This is a genomic window from Turicibacter sp. St.80E1 (assembly GCF_059728495.1).
On record NZ_AP039386.1, the window covers coordinates 1,482,796 to 1,499,529 of the forward strand.

At 41.3% G+C, this 16,734-nt stretch carries 17 protein-coding genes and 1 pseudogene; 9 read left to right on the forward strand and 9 right to left on the reverse strand.

The window, feature by feature from the left end; translation table 11 throughout:
• Positions 1–33 precede the first annotated feature (33 nt).
• From AC6I0I_RS07170 to AC6I0I_RS07190, 5 genes are all read right to left on the reverse strand, one after another.
• Positions 34–1,278: an ammonium transporter gene (locus tag AC6I0I_RS07170; RefSeq protein WP_161831998.1), complete on the reverse strand. Its 1,245-nt coding sequence runs from the start codon at positions 1,276–1,278 to the stop codon at positions 34–36.
• Positions 1,279–1,484: 206 nt separating this feature from the next.
• On the reverse strand, positions 1,485–2,168 hold the full coding sequence (locus tag AC6I0I_RS07175) for a M48 family metallopeptidase (RefSeq protein WP_161831997.1): 684 nt from the start codon (positions 2,166–2,168) through the stop codon (positions 1,485–1,487).
• A gap of 488 nt (positions 2,169–2,656) precedes the next feature.
• Positions 2,657–3,448, reverse strand: a complete 792-nt coding sequence (locus tag AC6I0I_RS07180; protein WP_161831996.1) for an N-acetylmuramoyl-L-alanine amidase — start codon at positions 3,446–3,448, stop codon at positions 2,657–2,659.
• 338 nt (positions 3,449–3,786) lie between these two features.
• Positions 3,787–4,140 carry an ArsR/SmtB family transcription factor gene (locus AC6I0I_RS07185; RefSeq protein WP_161831995.1) on the reverse strand — a complete coding sequence of 118 codons (354 nt, stop codon included), beginning with the start codon at positions 4,138–4,140 and terminating at the stop codon, positions 3,787–3,789.
• Positions 4,141–4,213: 73 nt separating this feature from the next.
• Positions 4,214–4,759, reverse strand: coding sequence for a YdcF family protein (locus tag AC6I0I_RS07190; protein WP_161831994.1), 546 nt, complete (start codon positions 4,757–4,759; stop codon positions 4,214–4,216).
• Between the two features lie 151 nt (positions 4,760–4,910).
• On the opposite strand from AC6I0I_RS07190, the gene AC6I0I_RS07195 reads away from it, so the two are divergent.
• Positions 4,911–5,219, forward strand: coding sequence for a LysM peptidoglycan-binding domain-containing protein (locus AC6I0I_RS07195; RefSeq protein ID WP_262953910.1), 309 nt, complete (start codon positions 4,911–4,913; stop codon positions 5,217–5,219).
• 60 nt (positions 5,220–5,279) lie between these two features.
• Here AC6I0I_RS07195 and AC6I0I_RS07200 read toward each other — a convergent pair whose 3' ends face one another.
• Positions 5,280–6,884, reverse strand: a complete 1,605-nt coding sequence (locus AC6I0I_RS07200; protein ID WP_262950925.1) for an NAD(P)/FAD-dependent oxidoreductase — start codon at positions 6,882–6,884, stop codon at positions 5,280–5,282.
• A gap of 184 nt (positions 6,885–7,068) precedes the next feature.
• Positions 7,069–7,749, reverse strand: coding sequence for a DUF975 family protein (locus AC6I0I_RS07205; RefSeq protein WP_262953911.1), 681 nt, complete (start codon positions 7,747–7,749; stop codon positions 7,069–7,071).
• 628 nt (positions 7,750–8,377) lie between these two features.
• Between AC6I0I_RS07205 and AC6I0I_RS07210 the strand changes: the two are divergent.
• From AC6I0I_RS07210 to AC6I0I_RS07245, 8 genes and pseudogenes are all read left to right on the forward strand, one after another.
• A pseudogene (locus AC6I0I_RS07210) lies at positions 8,378–9,607 on the forward strand (IS110 family RNA-guided transposase).
• A gap of 353 nt (positions 9,608–9,960) precedes the next feature.
• Positions 9,961–10,986 (forward strand): competence type IV pilus ATPase ComGA, encoded by a 1,026-nt coding sequence (gene comGA / locus AC6I0I_RS07215; protein ID WP_262953913.1) that lies wholly within the window; start codon positions 9,961–9,963, stop codon positions 10,984–10,986.
• A complete protein-coding gene (locus AC6I0I_RS07220; RefSeq protein WP_262950911.1) occupies positions 10,986–12,002 on the forward strand; it encodes a type II secretion system F family protein in 1,017 nt (338 codons plus the stop codon). Before comGA ends, AC6I0I_RS07220 begins: the two co-directional genes overlap by 1 nt.
• 19 nt (positions 12,003–12,021) lie before the next feature.
• Positions 12,022–12,288 carry a prepilin-type N-terminal cleavage/methylation domain-containing protein gene (locus AC6I0I_RS07225; RefSeq protein ID WP_161831988.1) on the forward strand — a complete coding sequence of 89 codons (267 nt, stop codon included), beginning with the start codon at positions 12,022–12,024 and terminating at the stop codon, positions 12,286–12,288.
• Complete coding sequence (locus tag AC6I0I_RS07230) at positions 12,285–12,755, forward strand: prepilin-type N-terminal cleavage/methylation domain-containing protein (protein WP_262953914.1); 471 nt, start codon at positions 12,285–12,287, stop codon at positions 12,753–12,755. The genes AC6I0I_RS07225 and AC6I0I_RS07230 overlap by 4 nt, the downstream gene beginning before the upstream one ends.
• A 252-nt stretch (positions 12,756–13,007) precedes the next feature.
• A complete protein-coding gene (locus tag AC6I0I_RS07235) occupies positions 13,008–13,502 on the forward strand; it encodes a competence type IV pilus minor pilin ComGF (RefSeq protein WP_161831986.1) in 495 nt (164 codons plus the stop codon).
• Positions 13,499–13,876, forward strand: coding sequence for a hypothetical protein (locus AC6I0I_RS07240; RefSeq protein WP_161831985.1), 378 nt, complete (start codon positions 13,499–13,501; stop codon positions 13,874–13,876). Before AC6I0I_RS07235 ends, AC6I0I_RS07240 begins: the two co-directional genes overlap by 4 nt.
• 12 nt (positions 13,877–13,888) lie before the next feature.
• Positions 13,889–14,389 (forward strand): shikimate kinase, encoded by a 501-nt coding sequence (locus AC6I0I_RS07245; RefSeq protein WP_262953915.1) that lies wholly within the window; start codon positions 13,889–13,891, stop codon positions 14,387–14,389.
• 66 nt (positions 14,390–14,455) lie between these two features.
• Here AC6I0I_RS07245 and AC6I0I_RS07250 read toward each other — a convergent pair whose 3' ends face one another.
• Together AC6I0I_RS07250 and AC6I0I_RS07255 are read right to left on the reverse strand one after the other, a co-directional pair.
• Entirely contained in the window at positions 14,456–15,826 is a 1,371-nt protein-coding gene (locus AC6I0I_RS07250) for an MATE family efflux transporter (protein WP_161831983.1), read from the reverse strand.
• A 237-nt stretch (positions 15,827–16,063) separates the two neighbouring features.
• On the reverse strand, positions 16,064–16,693 hold the full coding sequence (locus AC6I0I_RS07255; RefSeq protein ID WP_161831982.1) for an MBL fold metallo-hydrolase: 630 nt from the start codon (positions 16,691–16,693) through the stop codon (positions 16,064–16,066).
• Positions 16,694–16,734: the final 41 nt, after the last annotated feature.

The window sequence follows — 16,734 nt, forward strand, 5'->3', positions numbered from 1 at the left end:
CGATAGGCTTTTATTTATTTTAACCGGATTTCTTTATAAGTCTGACTCATCTGATTTAAATCCAGGATATGCACTTACACCATGTTCAGATAAATCAAGACCTTTCATTTCTTCCTCTTCAGTGACGCGAAGTCCGATGGTACGTTTTAAGATGACAAAGGCGATATAGGAAGCAACAAAGCCCCAAATCGCAATAACCACTGCCCCAAGCACTTGAACACCTAAGAAGTGGAAACCGCCACCGTATAACAAACCACCTGTCGTTGCAAATACACCTGTTAAAATGGTTCCAAGAACTCCACAGAATCCATGAACAGGAATTGCACCCACCGCATCATCAACTTTAAATTTAGATTCTAATAAATAATTACCTGCCATCATCACAAGGGCTGAAAGAACCCCAATCGCAATAGCACCGAAAGGTGAAACAAGGTCGCATCCTGCGGTAATTCCGACTAATCCCGCTAATGCTCCGTTCATGGCTGCATCTACACTAGGTTTACCTTTTAACCAGGAAACAATAAGTGCGGTGACGGTCGCGGCTGATGGTGCTAAGTTTGTTGTTACCATAACATGAGCAATTGCCTCTGGATCACTTGCAGTTAATGTTGATCCTGCATTAAAACCAAACCAACCAATCCATAACACGAAAACCCCCATTGCAGCAAGCGTTAATCCATGACCGTGAATCGTATTTGCTGAACCATCCGCATTAAATTTTCCTCGGCGTGCACCAAGAAGTAAGACACCTGCTAAAGCAGCAAATCCACCTAGGGAATGAACAACAGCAGAACCTGCAAAATCATGGAATCCTAATTGAGAAAGCCATCCGCCACCCCAAACCCAGTGACCACTAATTGGATAAATAAGGGCTGTCATAATCGCACTAAAAATTAAATAGGTTGAAAATTTCATTCGTTCTGCAACTGCCCCTGAAACAATCGTCACCGATGTCGAGCAAAAAACGGTTTGAAAGAAAACATAGGCAAGAAATGGAATAATTAATCCGAGAAAACTATAATCACCGGAAATACACCAATCAGGCGTCCCAACCCATCCGAAGTTCGAACCATTAAACATTAACGAAAAACCAAGTACAAAGAAAACGAGTGCACCAATCGAATAATCGCAGAAATTTTTCATCATAATATTCGCCGCGTTTTTAGAACGCGTAAACCCACTCTCGACAAGCGCGAATCCCGCTTGCATCGAAAACACTAACACTGAAGCAATGACTACCCATAGGGTATCAATAATTACATTAAGATCAATTGTCATAATCTGTCCCTCCTAAAATCCCACACAGTCAGTGGAAATTTCCTTAGTCTAAATTTGGACGATGCGCAATTGTCTTTGGGCCCAAAAGAAAATTTAAAAGGCGTTCCTCATTTATTGAAGAACGCCTTTGTTCACATCTAGTTTTTATTAACTAAGACCTCTTTGTCTATACTTCATTATATTCCCACCTCTAAAAAAGGGAACCCCTAAAATGAAATTTTTTGTTTATCATACATTTTCCACTCCGGGAGTAACAATTCGACCACTTGATAAAATCGAGCACTATGATTAGCCTCAACCAAATGACTCAACTCGTGCACGACAACATATTCAATAAACGCATCAGGCTGATGAATTAAATTCTTATTAAAGGTAATCGTCCCGCGTTGCGGACGACACACTCCCCATGTCGCAGTCATCTGGCGGTACTTAATCTCCACAGGAGCACAACCTTTCCCATGAAAATATGGCCAATACGCATTCACTAACTGTTCAATTTTTTGCTGCAACTCGCAAAACATCCAGTTTTTAATCCATAAAACAACGCGTTCATCGTCATACGTTGAGGGACCAAAAAAATGCAACGTCTCTTCCCCTCGTTCAACTGATATTTTTTTTGCCGGGTGCCGTTTGATCGTCACACGCTGTCCAAAATAAAAAATTTCATCCGCCTGCAACTGTTTTTCAAGAGATAATAACGCTTGGTTTCGTTTCGCCTGAACCCATGACCACTTCGAAACAATAAACGATTCAATCGTCTTTCGTTCAACACGTGGTGCAGCCGAAACCTCTACCTCCCCCGTACGACGGACCCGTAAATACATATTTTTTATTCTCTTACGTACAACCTTAACTTCTAGTCCCAAAACAACTAAACGTTCTTCTAACACATCATCACCACCTCGGTTAATCATTAAAACTCTCTTTTTATTCTCATCTTGTCGAACGCCTTCAAAACTTTCGCCGTCTATCACATGATTGATTTTACAACCCCTCGATTTCACGGACCCTGAAATAAACGTCCTCCTAACCTTAGAACACGAAGCCATGGACGTCAGAGCCCTTCTCCTGTAAGAAGCAATAGCTAACCTTTTCATCTTATAGATGACAGCCTACGCTCAATCCCCATCCATCGATTTACTCTTCCCGTTTACACCGTATTATCGAACCTCTCCCATTAAAAAAGACGTTATCAACAAACCAATTACCAACTAACCTCACACTTTGCATTCCTTCTCTTTTCAATGATCAGGTCGCTCATTAAACCTCCATTATTATAACATATTCAGAATCTTAAATACTCCCCCCCTTATCAATACGCCAACAATCGCTACTTTCCTTTTTCCGTATAAAAAAAAAGCCCCGTTGGGAGCTTTTTTTATCGTTTCGTTTCGACGGGTTGAATCCAAACCCCTGGATAATTAGCACGAGCAAGTGCTTGCTGTACTTTTTTCGCCTCGTTTAAATCAGAATATGATCCACAAACAACGCGATAATACGTTTCCGTTTTTAATGGTTCTGGACGGTCAACCACTTCATGTCGAGCTTCGCGTTCATAATTCATATTAAACGCTTTACTTAACGCCACGACAATCGCTTCAACATAAGCATCCTCTTGATTTAAAAAGGTATAAAGGTCTCCCTCATTATCTAAATAAAACATCTCGATAATATCACAAGAAACACCTCCACGCCAAGCCTCACGAATAATTCCATAATAATCCGTATAACTATACGTTTGGGTAAATCTTAACGTTTGCGGATTAATATGACGATCGTAAAACTCTCCGGTGTAAGCGCGTGAATAAATTTCTCGAAACGCATTAAGATGACTCAACTCTTCTTGTAAATAATACTCAAAACGTGCGCTATCCTCTGCCAGCGGCACATAAATTTCGGCTCCACGTAATTTTCCCTCTCCACCTGAGCTATTGACGTGAATACTAATAGCTAAATTAGGTTGTAACTCTGCAATTTGACGACCACGTGCTGAAGCATTTCCAACGTACGTATCATCCGTTCTTAATTGCGTCACAGTAAATCCAATTTCTCTCAATCGTTTGGTTACTTTTGTCGCTACACGCAACGTAATATCCTTTTCACGATGTCCATTGTAATGAGCACCATTATCCCATCCACCATGACCAGCATCTACAACAATATAAGGCATACTATCACTCCTTTATTCAACACTTCCTGCCCTCTTATTATATATGCCGGCAAGCATCGAATCGTATGGGCGCTCTCAACGATTTTAAAACTGCCCTCTGCCTTGGGAAAAAGAGTGAGATTCGCCTTCACTTAAGAGAAAACACCTTCTACACAACGCTCTTTTCTTAGACTAAAAACACCCTCATCTCAGACAGCCCGTCATGCACTAACACCACAATTATTCTCCATTCGATTCCCTATTAAAAGGAATCCACTATGTCTTCTGTTCACCTCGACAAGACGTCACATAAAAAGGAGCATCCGATATAACCTATCCGATCCTCCTCAAAAACAAAGCTATTGATGTTGATGCAACACATGGACTAATCCTTGCTCATATAACATTTTAATATGTTCGTCATCCAGTGAATAGTAAACCACTTTGCCAACCTTACGATAATTAACAAGATGGGCTTGACGCAACACACGTAATTGATGCGATATAGCTGACTGTGTCATCTCAAGCAACGATGCTAAATCGCACACACACATTTCCGACTGAACAAGAGCAGCCAAAATGCGAATCCGTGTTAAGTCTCCCATCGCTTTATATAAATCTGCCAGTTTTAATAACTCCTCGTCTCTTGGCATTTTTTCCTTCACCGATAAAACGACTTCATCATGAATAGCTTCTATGCTACATGTTTCCATTGCGTCACCTCATTTTTGCGTCCTGTAAAGATTATAAGGCGAATGATCAGAAAACGCAAGAAACGAATGCCAACTAACGATCCACCACCCATGATTTAAGTAGCGCCAAGTGCTCACGCAACTCCCATTTTAGACGTTTATTAGCAGGGGTCGCTACGCCGATGATGATATGAGAAATACCTAATCGGCGGGCAAGTAATGAAGTACGCACACTATGAAACTCATTCGTTACAATTGCTACCTGATGTTTTCCAAATAGTGATTGAGAAAAAAATAAATTTTCAAACGTATTCGTCGAGCGGTCTTCAACAAGAATACGATTTTCTTCAATTCCATAATCTTCGATCAGTACCCGCTTCATCACCTGTGCCTCTGCAGGAAGCTGTGCGGTTCCCTTTCCTCCCGTCACAATGACATGAAGGTGTGGATTTTCTCTTAATAACGTTGCCCCTAATTCAAGACGGGCACGTAATGTAGGCGAGACATGCTGGTCCTTTAAACAAGATCCTAAAATTAAAAGGCAATTGATCTCTGGGGTCACGCGATGTTTTAGTGATTGATTCATTTTAAGATGCATCCCAATCATATAAAGGGTCACTGTTGTAAAAACGATAATCATTAAAATCCCCTCCTCTACCTTCCTACTATCAACCTATGCCTAAACGGTTGAAATCGTGTTGCTAATCTATCCAAAAAAGAGGGCAAATCCCCACACTTTTTGCATAGATTATAGTAGGAAACTTATCCCTAACGATAAGGAAGTGAATAAAATGAATGCGCAACCATTAACAATAACTCGATATATGATTCAAGCGGGTGACACGATTAAAAGCATTGCCACCCAATTTGACACAACCCCGGTTGAACTCATGAAATTAAACGGAAATAAGCCCCTTATCATTCAACCTAAACAATTCATCAACGTTCCCCTGCTAGAGAATAACAGGATCCATGTCATTGCTGAAGGGGAATCCCTCCAAGATCTTTTAATTCGTTACAAACTAACCCCAGATGAACTCGTTCATCTCAATCAAGACCTCTTTTTGCAAGCCGGTCAAATGGTAACGATTCAACATTAAAAAATCACACCATCAAACGGTGTGATTTTTTATATTCAATAAAAGCAATGACGTTCTCATCTACTTCTTTAAACTTGGCGCAAAGGCTTGAATCATTGCCTCTGCACACTTAATCCCGTCAATTCCAGCTGATACAATACCTCCTGCAAAGCCTGCACCTTCTCCTGATGGATAGACCCCTTTAACCGTCAGCGACTGTAATGTTTCGCTATCGCGATCCATTCTCACTGGCGAAGAAGAGCGAGATTCAACGCCAGTCATCACCGCATCATCCATCCCAAAGCCGTGTAATTTTCGATCAAAAGCCTTCAGACCATCTTTCATGGCATCTGTCATATACGATGGGAACAACTTATGTAAGTTTGTTAACTTAACACCTAATGCATATGAGGGAGTCACCGTTCCTAAACGTTTTGAGGCCTGTCCTTTGAGGAAGTCCCCAACTAGTTGAGCCGGTGCCTTATAATCGCTTCCTCCCATCCCAAAGGCCTTTTCCTCTAATCGACGTTGAAACTCAATCCCAGCCAGTGGATGATCTGAGCCAAAATCCTCCGGAAACACTTGAACAAGTAAGGCACTATTCGCATTTTCTTGATTACGTGCATGCTCACTCATTCCATTTGTGACTAAACGCCCTTTTTCAGAACTTGAAGGGACAACAAGCCCACCTGGACACATGCAGAATGTATACACGCCACGTCCATTTTCAGCCTTATGCGTCAATCGATACTCTGCCGCCCCTAATTTTTCATGTCCCGCAAACTCTTTATATTGGGCCACATCAATTAAAGTTTGAGGATGCTCAATCCTTACACCGACAGCAAACGGTTTAGCCGTAAAAGAGACCCCACTCTCATATAACTCATAAAACGTATCGCGTGCACTATGTCCAATCGCCACAATCACATTTTCTGTTAACAGTGTGTCACCACCTTTGACTTTCACCCCGCAAATGTGCCCATCTTCCATTAAAAACCCTGTCACTTGTTGATTGAAGCGAACCTCTCCTCCCAGTGAAATAATCTTTTGGCGAATATTTTTCACAATTCCGCGTAACAAATCTGTTCCAACGTGAGGATGCGCCATATATAAAATATCTTCCGGAGCTCCGGCCTCAACCAATGCTTCAAGCACTTTTCGACCGCGTAAATCTTTCACGCGTGTCGTTAACTTTCCATCAGAAAACGTTCCAGCTCCGCCTTCCCCAAACTGCACATTTGAATTTGGATTTAAGATTCCCTCTTTCCAGAACTTTTCAATCGAACGTACGCGTTCATCAACCGCTTCACCACGCTCTAACACAATGGGGCGATACCCCATTTCAGCTAAAATTAAGGCCGCAAACATACCGGCTGGACCAAAGCCAACAACAACAGGACGATGGTTCATTGCCTCTTGACCTTTCACAGGATACTTATACTCAATATCTGGCGTTTTAGACACATTAGGTAACTTCTTCGCCAAGATTTTTTCTTCATCTTTCACCGCCACATCGACCGTATAGACGAAATCTAACTTTCCACGGCGACGGGCATCAATCGATTGTTTATAAATACGATAATCTAAAAGCTCATGCTCCTTTAACCGTAATTGCTTTAAAACTAACTCTTTTACCTTATCAATTGAATCATCTATTGAAATTTTAATTTGTGCGACTCGAATCATAACATCACTCACTTTCGTCCTCTTATTATAGCACAAAACGATCCATTATATCATTTTCCTACACCATAAAAAAAGCAACCGGCCTCTCAAATCGACCGGTCACTTTCGCTTTAACCCTAAAATTTATCTCATAAACGCTCATTCGCGCCATAAATCCATGAACGCTCTGTTCGTTCATGAACACCTATGCCTTTGCAGCAAAATAGTCCCTTTTCACATACTCATAAAATACCGCCATTGACATCGCATAAAGCGGTAAGATATAGATAATCGCTATTCCAAAGGTTAAGGCTCCTAAAATCGCCCATCCGAAGAAACTCGATTGTAAAATGACTAACTCCCATTTATGACCATTCATCATTTCACGACTACGGGTAATCGCCCCATCAGCCCCAATCGCCGGATCCTCACTGATAATAAACATCGCTTGAGAATAAGAATACGACTTGATCATCCCTGGAATTACTAATAGCAACGACCAAAAAAAGGTATATAACCATTTAATAAAATAGACGCTAACTGCTCCACCTACATTATCAATAGAAATAAAATCTCTTAATCCAAACTCTTGATGGTTTCTTATAAAACGCATCACCTCAATCGTCCCATACGAAACAACGCCCATTCCAAACACCGAGCATAACACCGATAAAAAGGGAATAAACACCCCGAGTAACGCAGATAAAACAATCACACCCACAACCGAGATCACCAAACAAAGAGCAAATTTTAACCAGGCTCCCTCATAAAAGTACGTTCGTGCCTGACGTTTTATTTCCTTCCGCCACTCGATCTTTTGAAATAAGGCAATCACAATAATAATCAGCGGAAGTGCTCCTCCACTAAAAAACAATCCAAGATTCACTTGATATCACTTCACTTTCACTAGTCCTATTATTATTCTACCGAGACTCCTTTATACTTTCAATCCTTTTAAACGATTTAAATCCATTAAATTCGCCCTTTACTAAAAAAAGGCTTCCCCCTTCCATAAACAAACACTGCCTTTCACCTCATCCGCTATTGATTCTAAACAGACGCCTCGGTAACTGAGTGGCTTTTTTTATACTTTTCCCCCCTCGTATAATAAGTTTATGCCCTTGTTAATGGGCGTTAATTGTTCTTTGAAAACTTCATGTTATCTTGACTCTTCTTTCCGTCATTTCAGTTAATTGGTTACCCTCTTTTTGTCTGAGATTTTATCGGACATCCCACCATATAGGTAATGGAATTGGATCCATCAGGAATATACTTTCTCCCCCTGTAGTTTGACTACTTTTAAAGACTGTGACCCAGACCAAAACTGTTCGGCATACGCACAAGCTGTATCGATTCGTCCCATATTCCTCTTCTTAGTAGGCTGAGGGCAGCACTCATGGGGCGATTCTTTAGAATACTTATACACGAGGTTGTCGCCATGTTTTGGGCCCTAGGGATATCCGTCCGCATCCGAGTTTATTCCAAATTTATCTCAAAGAAAGGAGGTCCTTTCCATGAAATTGTTTGTCGGTATTGATGTGAGTTCTGAAAAGCTTGATGTTTGTTTTCTAGATAGTTCAGACACCACTCTGAAGGAAGTCACACTTCCTAATAATCTAAACGGTGCCTCATCTATCAAGGAATCTGTTCTAACGTTTCACCACTCTTTTAACTATGAAAAGATTGTGATTGGAATGGAGTCCACCTCTATTTACAGTTTTCATCCTGCCACATTTTTATCTGAGGACACTGACTTAAAGTCCCTTGGATGCGTGGAAGTTGTCGTTCAAAATCCGAAGTCTATCCATCGATACAAAGGCCTTTTTGAAGAGGATAAAACCGACCGCATTGATGCCTTTCGTATTGCGGATTTCTTACGCATTGAACGCTTTAATAAGACGGTTTTAAAAGAGGAGCGTTACATCGCTCTTCAACGGTTGACTCGTTCGAGATACCAACTCGTTCACCAATTAACCGAATGTAAACAACACTTTCTTGAGAACCTTTACTATAAATGTAATACGCTCTCTAAGGAACTTGATACTTCTGTTTTTGGTGCCACCATGCTTGATCTTCTCTCTGACTCACTTTCACTTGATGAAATTGCCCAAATGGAGTTAGAAGATTTAGCCCTTCTCTTACAAGAAAAGGGGCGCGGTCGCTTTAGTGACCCACAAAAGATAGCTAAAATGATTAAGAAAGCGATTCGCGACTCTTATCGTTTAGCCCAAGTCGTCCAAGAATCAGTGGATATGGTTTTAGCGACTTATGCGAGATTAATTCAAACATTAAAAAAACAAATTAAAGATTTAGAAAAAAGTATTGTCGCCTTATTTGAAGTTGTTTCAGAGGTCCAATGCTTAAAAAGTATTCCAGGAATCGGTATCGTGTATGCCGCCGGTATTGTCGCTGAAATCGGTCAAATTGAACGTTTTGAAAACGAAGCTCAATTAGCCAAGTATTGCGGACTTTACTGAAAGAAGAATCAATCTGGAAACTTTGAATCGGAACGTACACCTATGACACGGACAGGTAATCAATATCTTCGGTATTATATGGTTGAGGCTGCCAACTCTATAAGACGTCACGAAGAAAGTTACCGTCTCTATTATCACAAGAAATATGATGAAGTTCCGAAATTTAAACACAAACGAGCCCTCGTCCTTACTGCCAGAAAATTTGTGCGTTTGGTGGATACGCTACTACGTAACCGCCAACTCTACACGCCAGAAAGGAGCGTATAACTCAAAGGCTAACAGTTGTTGCTTTTGAATCCTTTCTGTCCTGGCGCTAGGCTAATTTTTTTCAGAGGTTAGCCGAGGGTCTAGTTCAGTGCGCCTAAGTTTTTAGAATCTTTAATTATTTTTATCAATTAACTGTTTGACTTAATACCACAAGTCTTTAATGGCCTCTCCTCGTTCAATCCATCGCCTTCCCCAACGGATGCCTGATTGGTTATTCGACCTTTAACAAAGGGGCGCTTTCGCCCACTCCATCCTGTTTAACCGAACCTACTCTTCATTTTTTATTTTAATTCGTTCATTTAAAAAAGGAAATCGCCCCCTTTTTTCGTATAGTAAGGCAGGAGGTGATTTTAATGCCCCTTCAGCGGGTTAGCTCATTATTCACAAAAAGAAAACCAATCTATCCCCCACTCACGCCCACTCAGCAGGAGTCGGGCCCCTCGATTCATACACGACTTAAACGTCTCATAAAAGAAGCAATCACCCTTAAAGCGAGCGATATTCATTTTACCTTAAAAGACAACGATATCCTCGTTCAATTTCGGGTCGGTTCATTAATGATTTCAAGCGATCGTATGAGCCCATCCACCTACGAACAACTCCTCGCTTATATCAAATTTCATGCTTCATTAACCCTTACCCATCCTAAACAACCTCAGTCAGGATTACTCAAGCTAAAAGATGCAACAGCGCTTTACTATACGCGCGTCTCCATTTTACCGACGCCTCATTATCAAAGTCTTGTGCTGCGACTCATCAATCATCACCATAAAAAAAAATTAGATGAAATTTCGCACTTTCCTCAAACGACTGATATTTTAAAAGATATGGCAAGAATGCCGGCCGGTTTAATTCTCATCAGCGGTCCGACGGGAAGTGGAAAAACAACAACGACTTACGCCTTGATCGATTACTTAAAAGACGAGCTTGGAAAAAGCATTGTGACCATTGAGGATCCCGTTGAGTACCAACAACCCGATATCGTTCAAATGCAAGTCAACGAAAGTCTTGGGATGACCTACGATGTTGGAATCAAAGAAATTTTGCGCCACGATCCTGATGTCATCGTCATCGGTGAAATTCGTGACGTCAAGACTGCTCGGCAGGCGCTGCGTGCAGCCTTTACCGGCCACTTAGTCATCTCAACCGTCCATGCTAAAAATGTACGGGGAACCTTAAATCGACTCATCGACCTCGGAATATCCACCCAAGACCTTGAACAAGCACTCGTTGGCATCGCGAATCAACAATTAATTGAAAATAAGACCGAACGAAAGGCCATGTTTGAACTTTGTTTTGGTGAACAACTCGATCACCTATTTTCCCAACTTTCGCCCGCTTCGCTTCCCTATCACACATTAGACGAGGAGTTAGTATAATGCCCACAATCCATCACTTATCCCCCCGTTGGCCCCTTTGCGAACAACAAAAATTTTTAACTCGCTTTAGCCAACTGATTGAGCAAGGATTTTCGTTAGCACAAGCACTAGAGATTATGGGAACACTCTTTAAACAAGAGGCCATCGCTCCCTTCGCAGCGCATTGTGCCAATGGACAACCCTTTGCCTCCACCTTAGAAACTTGCCACTTTGAAAAACGAATTGTCTATATTGTCCGATGTGGCGAAGAGGCGGGGTCCCTCTTGCAAGGATTACAAAAGGCGGCGGAATATAGCGAGCATTTAATTCAAAACAAGGCGGAGCTTTCTAAAAAATTACGTTACCCTCTCTTCCTATTTACCTTAATGATCGGAATACTTGGCATCGTCTATCTTTTTTTCTTCCCACAACTTGAAGATTTTTACCAAAGCTTCCATATTGAAGGCGATCCTACCTTACTAAATGGCGTCCTCCTTCTTCTTGGCGGGCTCCTTCTCCTTATCTTTCTCCTCATCGGTAGCTTCTTTCTCATTTTAACAAGTCCCCACCGATGTATTCCGCACCTCCTATTTCATTTTCCGCTGCTCAAATCGCTTTCTCAGCACGTTTTTTCCTACTACTTTAGCAGCCAATGGCTCATCTTCCTAAACTGCGGACTCCCGCTAAAAGAAAGTCTTTTCATGATGCGATCCTTTGAAAACATCCCCTTCGTCCGCCACATCATTGACGAACTTCAACAACGGCTAGAAAACGGTATTTCCCTTGGCGATTTGTTCGAAAAGAGCCCGTACTTTACCGCGTACTTCAAACTTATAATGAAACACGCCTTGCAGCTTGCAAAGGTGCACCAAGAATTAAAGACCTATAGCACCGAAGAATTCAAACGACTCACCCAACACATGAACACCTTATTTAAAACGATTCAATTTATTTTTTTAGCCCTCATCGGGCTCATTATTGTACTCATTTACTTAAGTCTATTACAACCCGTCTTTCAAATGGCGGAACTTATCTAAACAATCGGAGGATTATCTTATGAAAAAAAGAATTCAAATGAATCAAAAAGGATTTACACTTATTGAAATGTTAATTGTCATGGTCATCGTCGGGGTACTCGTCCTCCTCGTCTTTCCAAAAGCAAGTGCCGTGTTAGAGAAAACCAATCAGACCGGATGTGAGGCTTTTGACCAATCCGTTGAGGCACAAAAAACGTCAGCCGATCTCCTAGGCGAGCCCTTATCCGAATCTGAACTCAATCAAATCGCCAAAGACCGCGAAAAAGTGTGTAAGGAGGGCGAATGATTCTTAATCAAAAAGGATTTACACTCATCGAGGCGCTCCTAGCCCTCTTAATTACCGGAACATTATCTCTGATTTCCTTCCCACCCCTTGTAAAACTTTATGACGGCATCAAACTTAATCAGGCCATTGCGTTACTCCAATCAGATTTAAACTACATTCGCCAAGCGAATATGATGCCCTTTCAAGGAGGGACGTACACGTTACGCATCTATCATAAAGAAAACAAGTATGCGCTTCGACAAAACGGAACCAACCAGCAACTCCGGACACTCCCTCAAGGAATTTCTTTTCCATCCGTTAGTACAACACTAACCGATTTATCATTTAATAACCTCGGCCACATTGGAGGTGGTCAAACACTTCTTATTAAAAGTAAGTATCAAGAAAAAAAGATTGTCTTTTCAATCGGAACAGGAGGAATTGATATCCGTGATTCGAACGAACCAAAAGGGATATATTCTGACTGAATGCCTCATCGGGCTGATGATCCTATGTACCGTTGCCATGAGTCTTTCCCACGTCTTACCTAAACTTCTCAAAAAGCAACAGCACCTTGACGTCCAACAAACGCTCTATTATCACCTCTATGTATTAAAAGATCGCTGGCTCTTTGAACCCAACACCCTCTCATTCCCCCTTCATCTTACCTCCCCCATCCCTTATACCGTCACCCAAAAAGACGCTCAACTTTGTGCTACTTATGACTGGAGGGAATCCGTGTGAACAAAAAATTTGTCTATAGCTTATCTAATCATGGATTTTTACTCGTTGAACATCTCATCGGTCTCGTCATTACAGCCCTTCTGACACTTCTCATCCTTCGACTCTTCCCCCTCATTAAAACGTACCAAACCGATTTAGACCGGGTGAGTCATGAGGAAATAACAACCTTGCGCGCACGATTGCAAAAAGAAGCTCAACACGCGCTTCGGTTCGATATCTCAGGAGAAAAGCTTACCCTCTATCTTGAATCGGGTAAACAATCTACCTACTTTATTTCTAATCATCGCCTCATGCGCCAAGTCGATGGAAAGGGCGGCGAAGTCGCCCTCTATCATTGTGACCAATTAGACATCACCCAACATCATGATCAGTCCGTCACCCTCACCCTTCGCACTAAAAATAATAGCTATTCCATTTACCTAACCTCTCATCGGTTCCCACTTCAACCACTTAACGAGGATAAGGTTGACGAAACGGAGGTGCCAGTTTGATGAACCAAAAGGGGATGATTCTTCCCTTAACACTCGCGATGAGCTTAATGATCGCCCTTCTCCTGCTTCACCTCTCCTATCGAATTGAAGATCAGGCGCGTCTTTATCACCTCGAACGCGATCATTTAACACTCTCCCTACTCAAAAAAGAATGCGTCAAACAAATAACAGACCAACTAGGAACAAAAATCGTTGAAGGACATGAAAAAATACCACCTCAGGTCATTTCCTTACATAATGGGACCCCGGTTACCATAAGCTATAAAAATGGGTATGAGACACTTGCAGTCACCTATCAATTTCACTATAATGAATACTTAGAATCAGGGAGCATTACCTATGACAAAAAGACCCATGATTACACTATGAACTAGGAGGGATTTCATATGAAACCAATTGCCCTCATTGGCATGATGGGAAGTGGGAAAACCACCATTGGAAAACAACTCGCAAAGGAACTCCACCTCCCGTGGCACGATAGCGACCTTTTTATCGAACAAACAACCCATGAACAAATCAAAGACATCTTTGCTACCAAAGGGGAAGCCTACTTTCGCACACTAGAAACGAGAGCGCTCCAAACCCTTTTAACCTTTCCAGGCATTCTCTCAACCGGAGGCGGAATCATCATCCAAAAAGAAAATCGAGAACACCTCAAAAATAACGCCTACGTTATTTTCTTAGAGGCAAGCATCCAAACATTAGTCACTCGGATCGATGACCAAAATCGTCCCCTCCTCCAAAATGAACCAATGGAACAAAAACTTCGTACCTTGTACGACAAAAGGGAATCCCTCTACAGAGAATGCGCCCATGATACCATTAAGACCGATCATAAAACCGTAGAAGAAATCATCACCCTCATTAAACAAAAACTTCCTCAATAAACAAAAGCCCTTACCTGTTTTCAATTCACAGTTAAGGGCTTTAATTCGTCTATTGTAAAAATACACTTAAAACTCAGATTCATTTAGTTCTTTAAAATAGCGCATGATCAAAATAATAGATAACATAAAGGTTAAAAAATCCGCAATGGGTCCGACGTATAGCACTCCATCTATCCCTAACCACATCGGGAACAACAAAATTAAAGGGATATGAAAGAGTCCTTGACGGGCCAGTGAAAGAATCATACTCTGTTTCATTTTTTTCGTACTGGTAAAGAAGTTGACAATAAGCGGTTGAACCCCAACGACACAAATGAGCATCAAATAAATGCGCATGTATTTAGTCGCAAACTGAAAATAAAGCTCCCCTCCTCCACCAAAAATCCCAACAATTTGGCGTGGAAAGAGTTGAAACAGTAAAAATGCTGTAAAACTAAACATTAATCCCATCATCATCGCTTTTTTAAACGTTTCTTTCACCCGACGGTAGTTTTTAGCCCCCTTATTAAATCCCCAAATTGGCTGACATCCTTGGGCTAGTCCAATTGAACACGCCGATAAAATTGTATAGAGTTTGGCGACCACTCCGGAAACTGCCAACGGAATAGCACTTCCATATAGACTTTGGGCACCATAAAAAACGAGCGTATGATTCATCAACACGTTGACCACCATCATTAAAAAATGCGTTAAACAATTAGGAAATCCTAATTTGGCAATCTCCCACACATACGTCGGTTGAAGCCGAAGATCTTGCCACTTAATCTTAAACGCCCGGAAGCGATTAAAATACCATAAACAAAGCGTTCCTGAAACCCCTTGACTTAAAACGGTGGCGAGTGCAGCACCAAAGATTCCCCATTTAAAAACGAGCATAAAAAGAGCATCAAGAACGACATTTAATAGCGCCCCCGTCATCGAACATCCCATCGCATAGCGTGGACTCCCATCCGCCCGAATCAGAAAACTACCCGCGGTAAAAAAGATAAAGAACGGGATACCAAATAGCGTGACACTTAAATAAAGATTAGCATAGTTAAACACTTCATCCGTTACTCCGCATAAATTTAAAATGGTTAACTTAAACAAAAATAAAGCCCCCATCATAACGACTCCCGCGCAACACATGAACCCAAGTCCATTTCCAATAAATCGTTTAGCATCCGACTCCTGTCCGGCTCCTTGACAAATATTAAAATGAGCCGCTGTCCCAACACCAACCAACTGAGAAATAGCAGTTGCCAAAGTGACGACAGGAAACGCAACATTCGTTGCCGCATTTCCAAGAACACCCACCTGATGACCAATAAACATCTGATCTGTAATATTATAAATCGCACTCGCCAAAAGGCTAATCATTGAGGGAATGGCAAATTTACAAATCAATTTAAAAAGAGGGGCCTCCCCTAATGGATTTGATTGTCCCGTTTGATCCATTTCTTCTCTCCTCCCTTTATAAAAAATCTATCTCTTATGGGGCGAAAAAGCTTTCACCTCTCATGTTACCTCTCTCACGATTTAATCATCAAACACATCGGATCAATGATAATGACCGTAAGTTTAGGATAAAACATGGCGCCACTTGTATACCCTATGTCTAAAAAACAATAAATATGTTTAAACATTGTTCATCACCAATGAACCTATAAAAAAAGGAGGCAAATTCGCCTCCTCCTAGTTGTTTAAAAATGGATTGTTTCTTTTTTCGTCTGCAACCGTTGTACAGTCACCATGGCCAGGATAAACAAGTGTATCATCTGGCAAGGTTAATAATTTCTGTCTGATTCCAGTCACTAACTGTTGATGGTTTCCATAAATAAAATCTGTTCGTCCAATCGATTGTTTAAATAGTGTATCTCCTGTGAATACCATGCGATCTTTCACAAAATAGTAACATAGGCTTCCCGACGTGTGACCAGGTACATGAAAGATTTTTACTTGAGTATCCAAACAAGTAAGTGTTGCCCCATCCGCTAACCAATGATAATCCAGGTCTTCGCTTAACACAAACGGTTGATACGTCATCGTTGAAAGATTAACCTCTGGTTGATCAAAATACTCTTTTTCCGATTTATGCGCATAAATTGGAAGACTGTACTTCGCTGCTAACTCGTTGACAGCACCAATATGATCAAAATGACCGTGAGTTAACAAAATTGCCTCAGGGATGAGTTTCTTCGTCCCTAAATATTGAATAATTTTAGTGGCATTGGCAGCGGGATCTACAATAACTGCCCTTCCTTGACTTGAAACAACGTAGCACGTCGTTTGAACAGGTCCTAATACTAATGGATAAACGTTCAACAAAATCACCTCATCAATCGATTAAAGCACCCACAAAGGGT

Excerpts from the sequence above, each read along its gene's own strand:
- AC6I0I_RS07170 (WP_161831998.1), bottom strand. The coding sequence starts at position 1,278 with ATGACAATTGATCTTAATGTAATTATTGATACCCTATGGGTAGTCATT.
- AC6I0I_RS07180 (WP_161831996.1), bottom strand. The coding sequence starts at position 3,448 with ATGCCTTATATTGTTGTAGATGCTGGTCATGGTGGATGGGATAATGGT.
- AC6I0I_RS07185 (WP_161831995.1), bottom strand. The coding sequence starts at position 4,140 with ATGGAAACATGTAGCATAGAAGCTATTCATGATGAAGTCGTTTTATCG.
- AC6I0I_RS07190 (WP_161831994.1), bottom strand. The coding sequence starts at position 4,759 with ATGATTATCGTTTTTACAACAGTGACCCTTTATATGATTGGGATGCAT.
- AC6I0I_RS07195 (WP_262953910.1), top strand. The coding sequence starts at position 4,911 with ATGAATGCGCAACCATTAACAATAACTCGATATATGATTCAAGCGGGT.
- AC6I0I_RS07200 (WP_262950925.1), bottom strand. The coding sequence starts at position 6,884 with ATGATTCGAGTCGCACAAATTAAAATTTCAATAGATGATTCAATTGAT.
- comGA (WP_262953913.1), top strand. The coding sequence starts at position 9,961 with ATGCCCCTTCAGCGGGTTAGCTCATTATTCACAAAAAGAAAACCAATC.
- AC6I0I_RS07220 (WP_262950911.1), top strand. The coding sequence starts at position 10,986 with ATGCCCACAATCCATCACTTATCCCCCCGTTGGCCCCTTTGCGAACAA.
- AC6I0I_RS07225 (WP_161831988.1), top strand. The coding sequence starts at position 12,022 with ATGAAAAAAAGAATTCAAATGAATCAAAAAGGATTTACACTTATTGAA.
- AC6I0I_RS07230 (WP_262953914.1), top strand. The coding sequence starts at position 12,285 with ATGATTCTTAATCAAAAAGGATTTACACTCATCGAGGCGCTCCTAGCC.
- AC6I0I_RS07245 (WP_262953915.1), top strand. The coding sequence starts at position 13,889 with ATGAAACCAATTGCCCTCATTGGCATGATGGGAAGTGGGAAAACCACC.
- AC6I0I_RS07250 (WP_161831983.1), bottom strand. The coding sequence starts at position 15,826 with ATGGATCAAACGGGACAATCAAATCCATTAGGGGAGGCCCCTCTTTTT.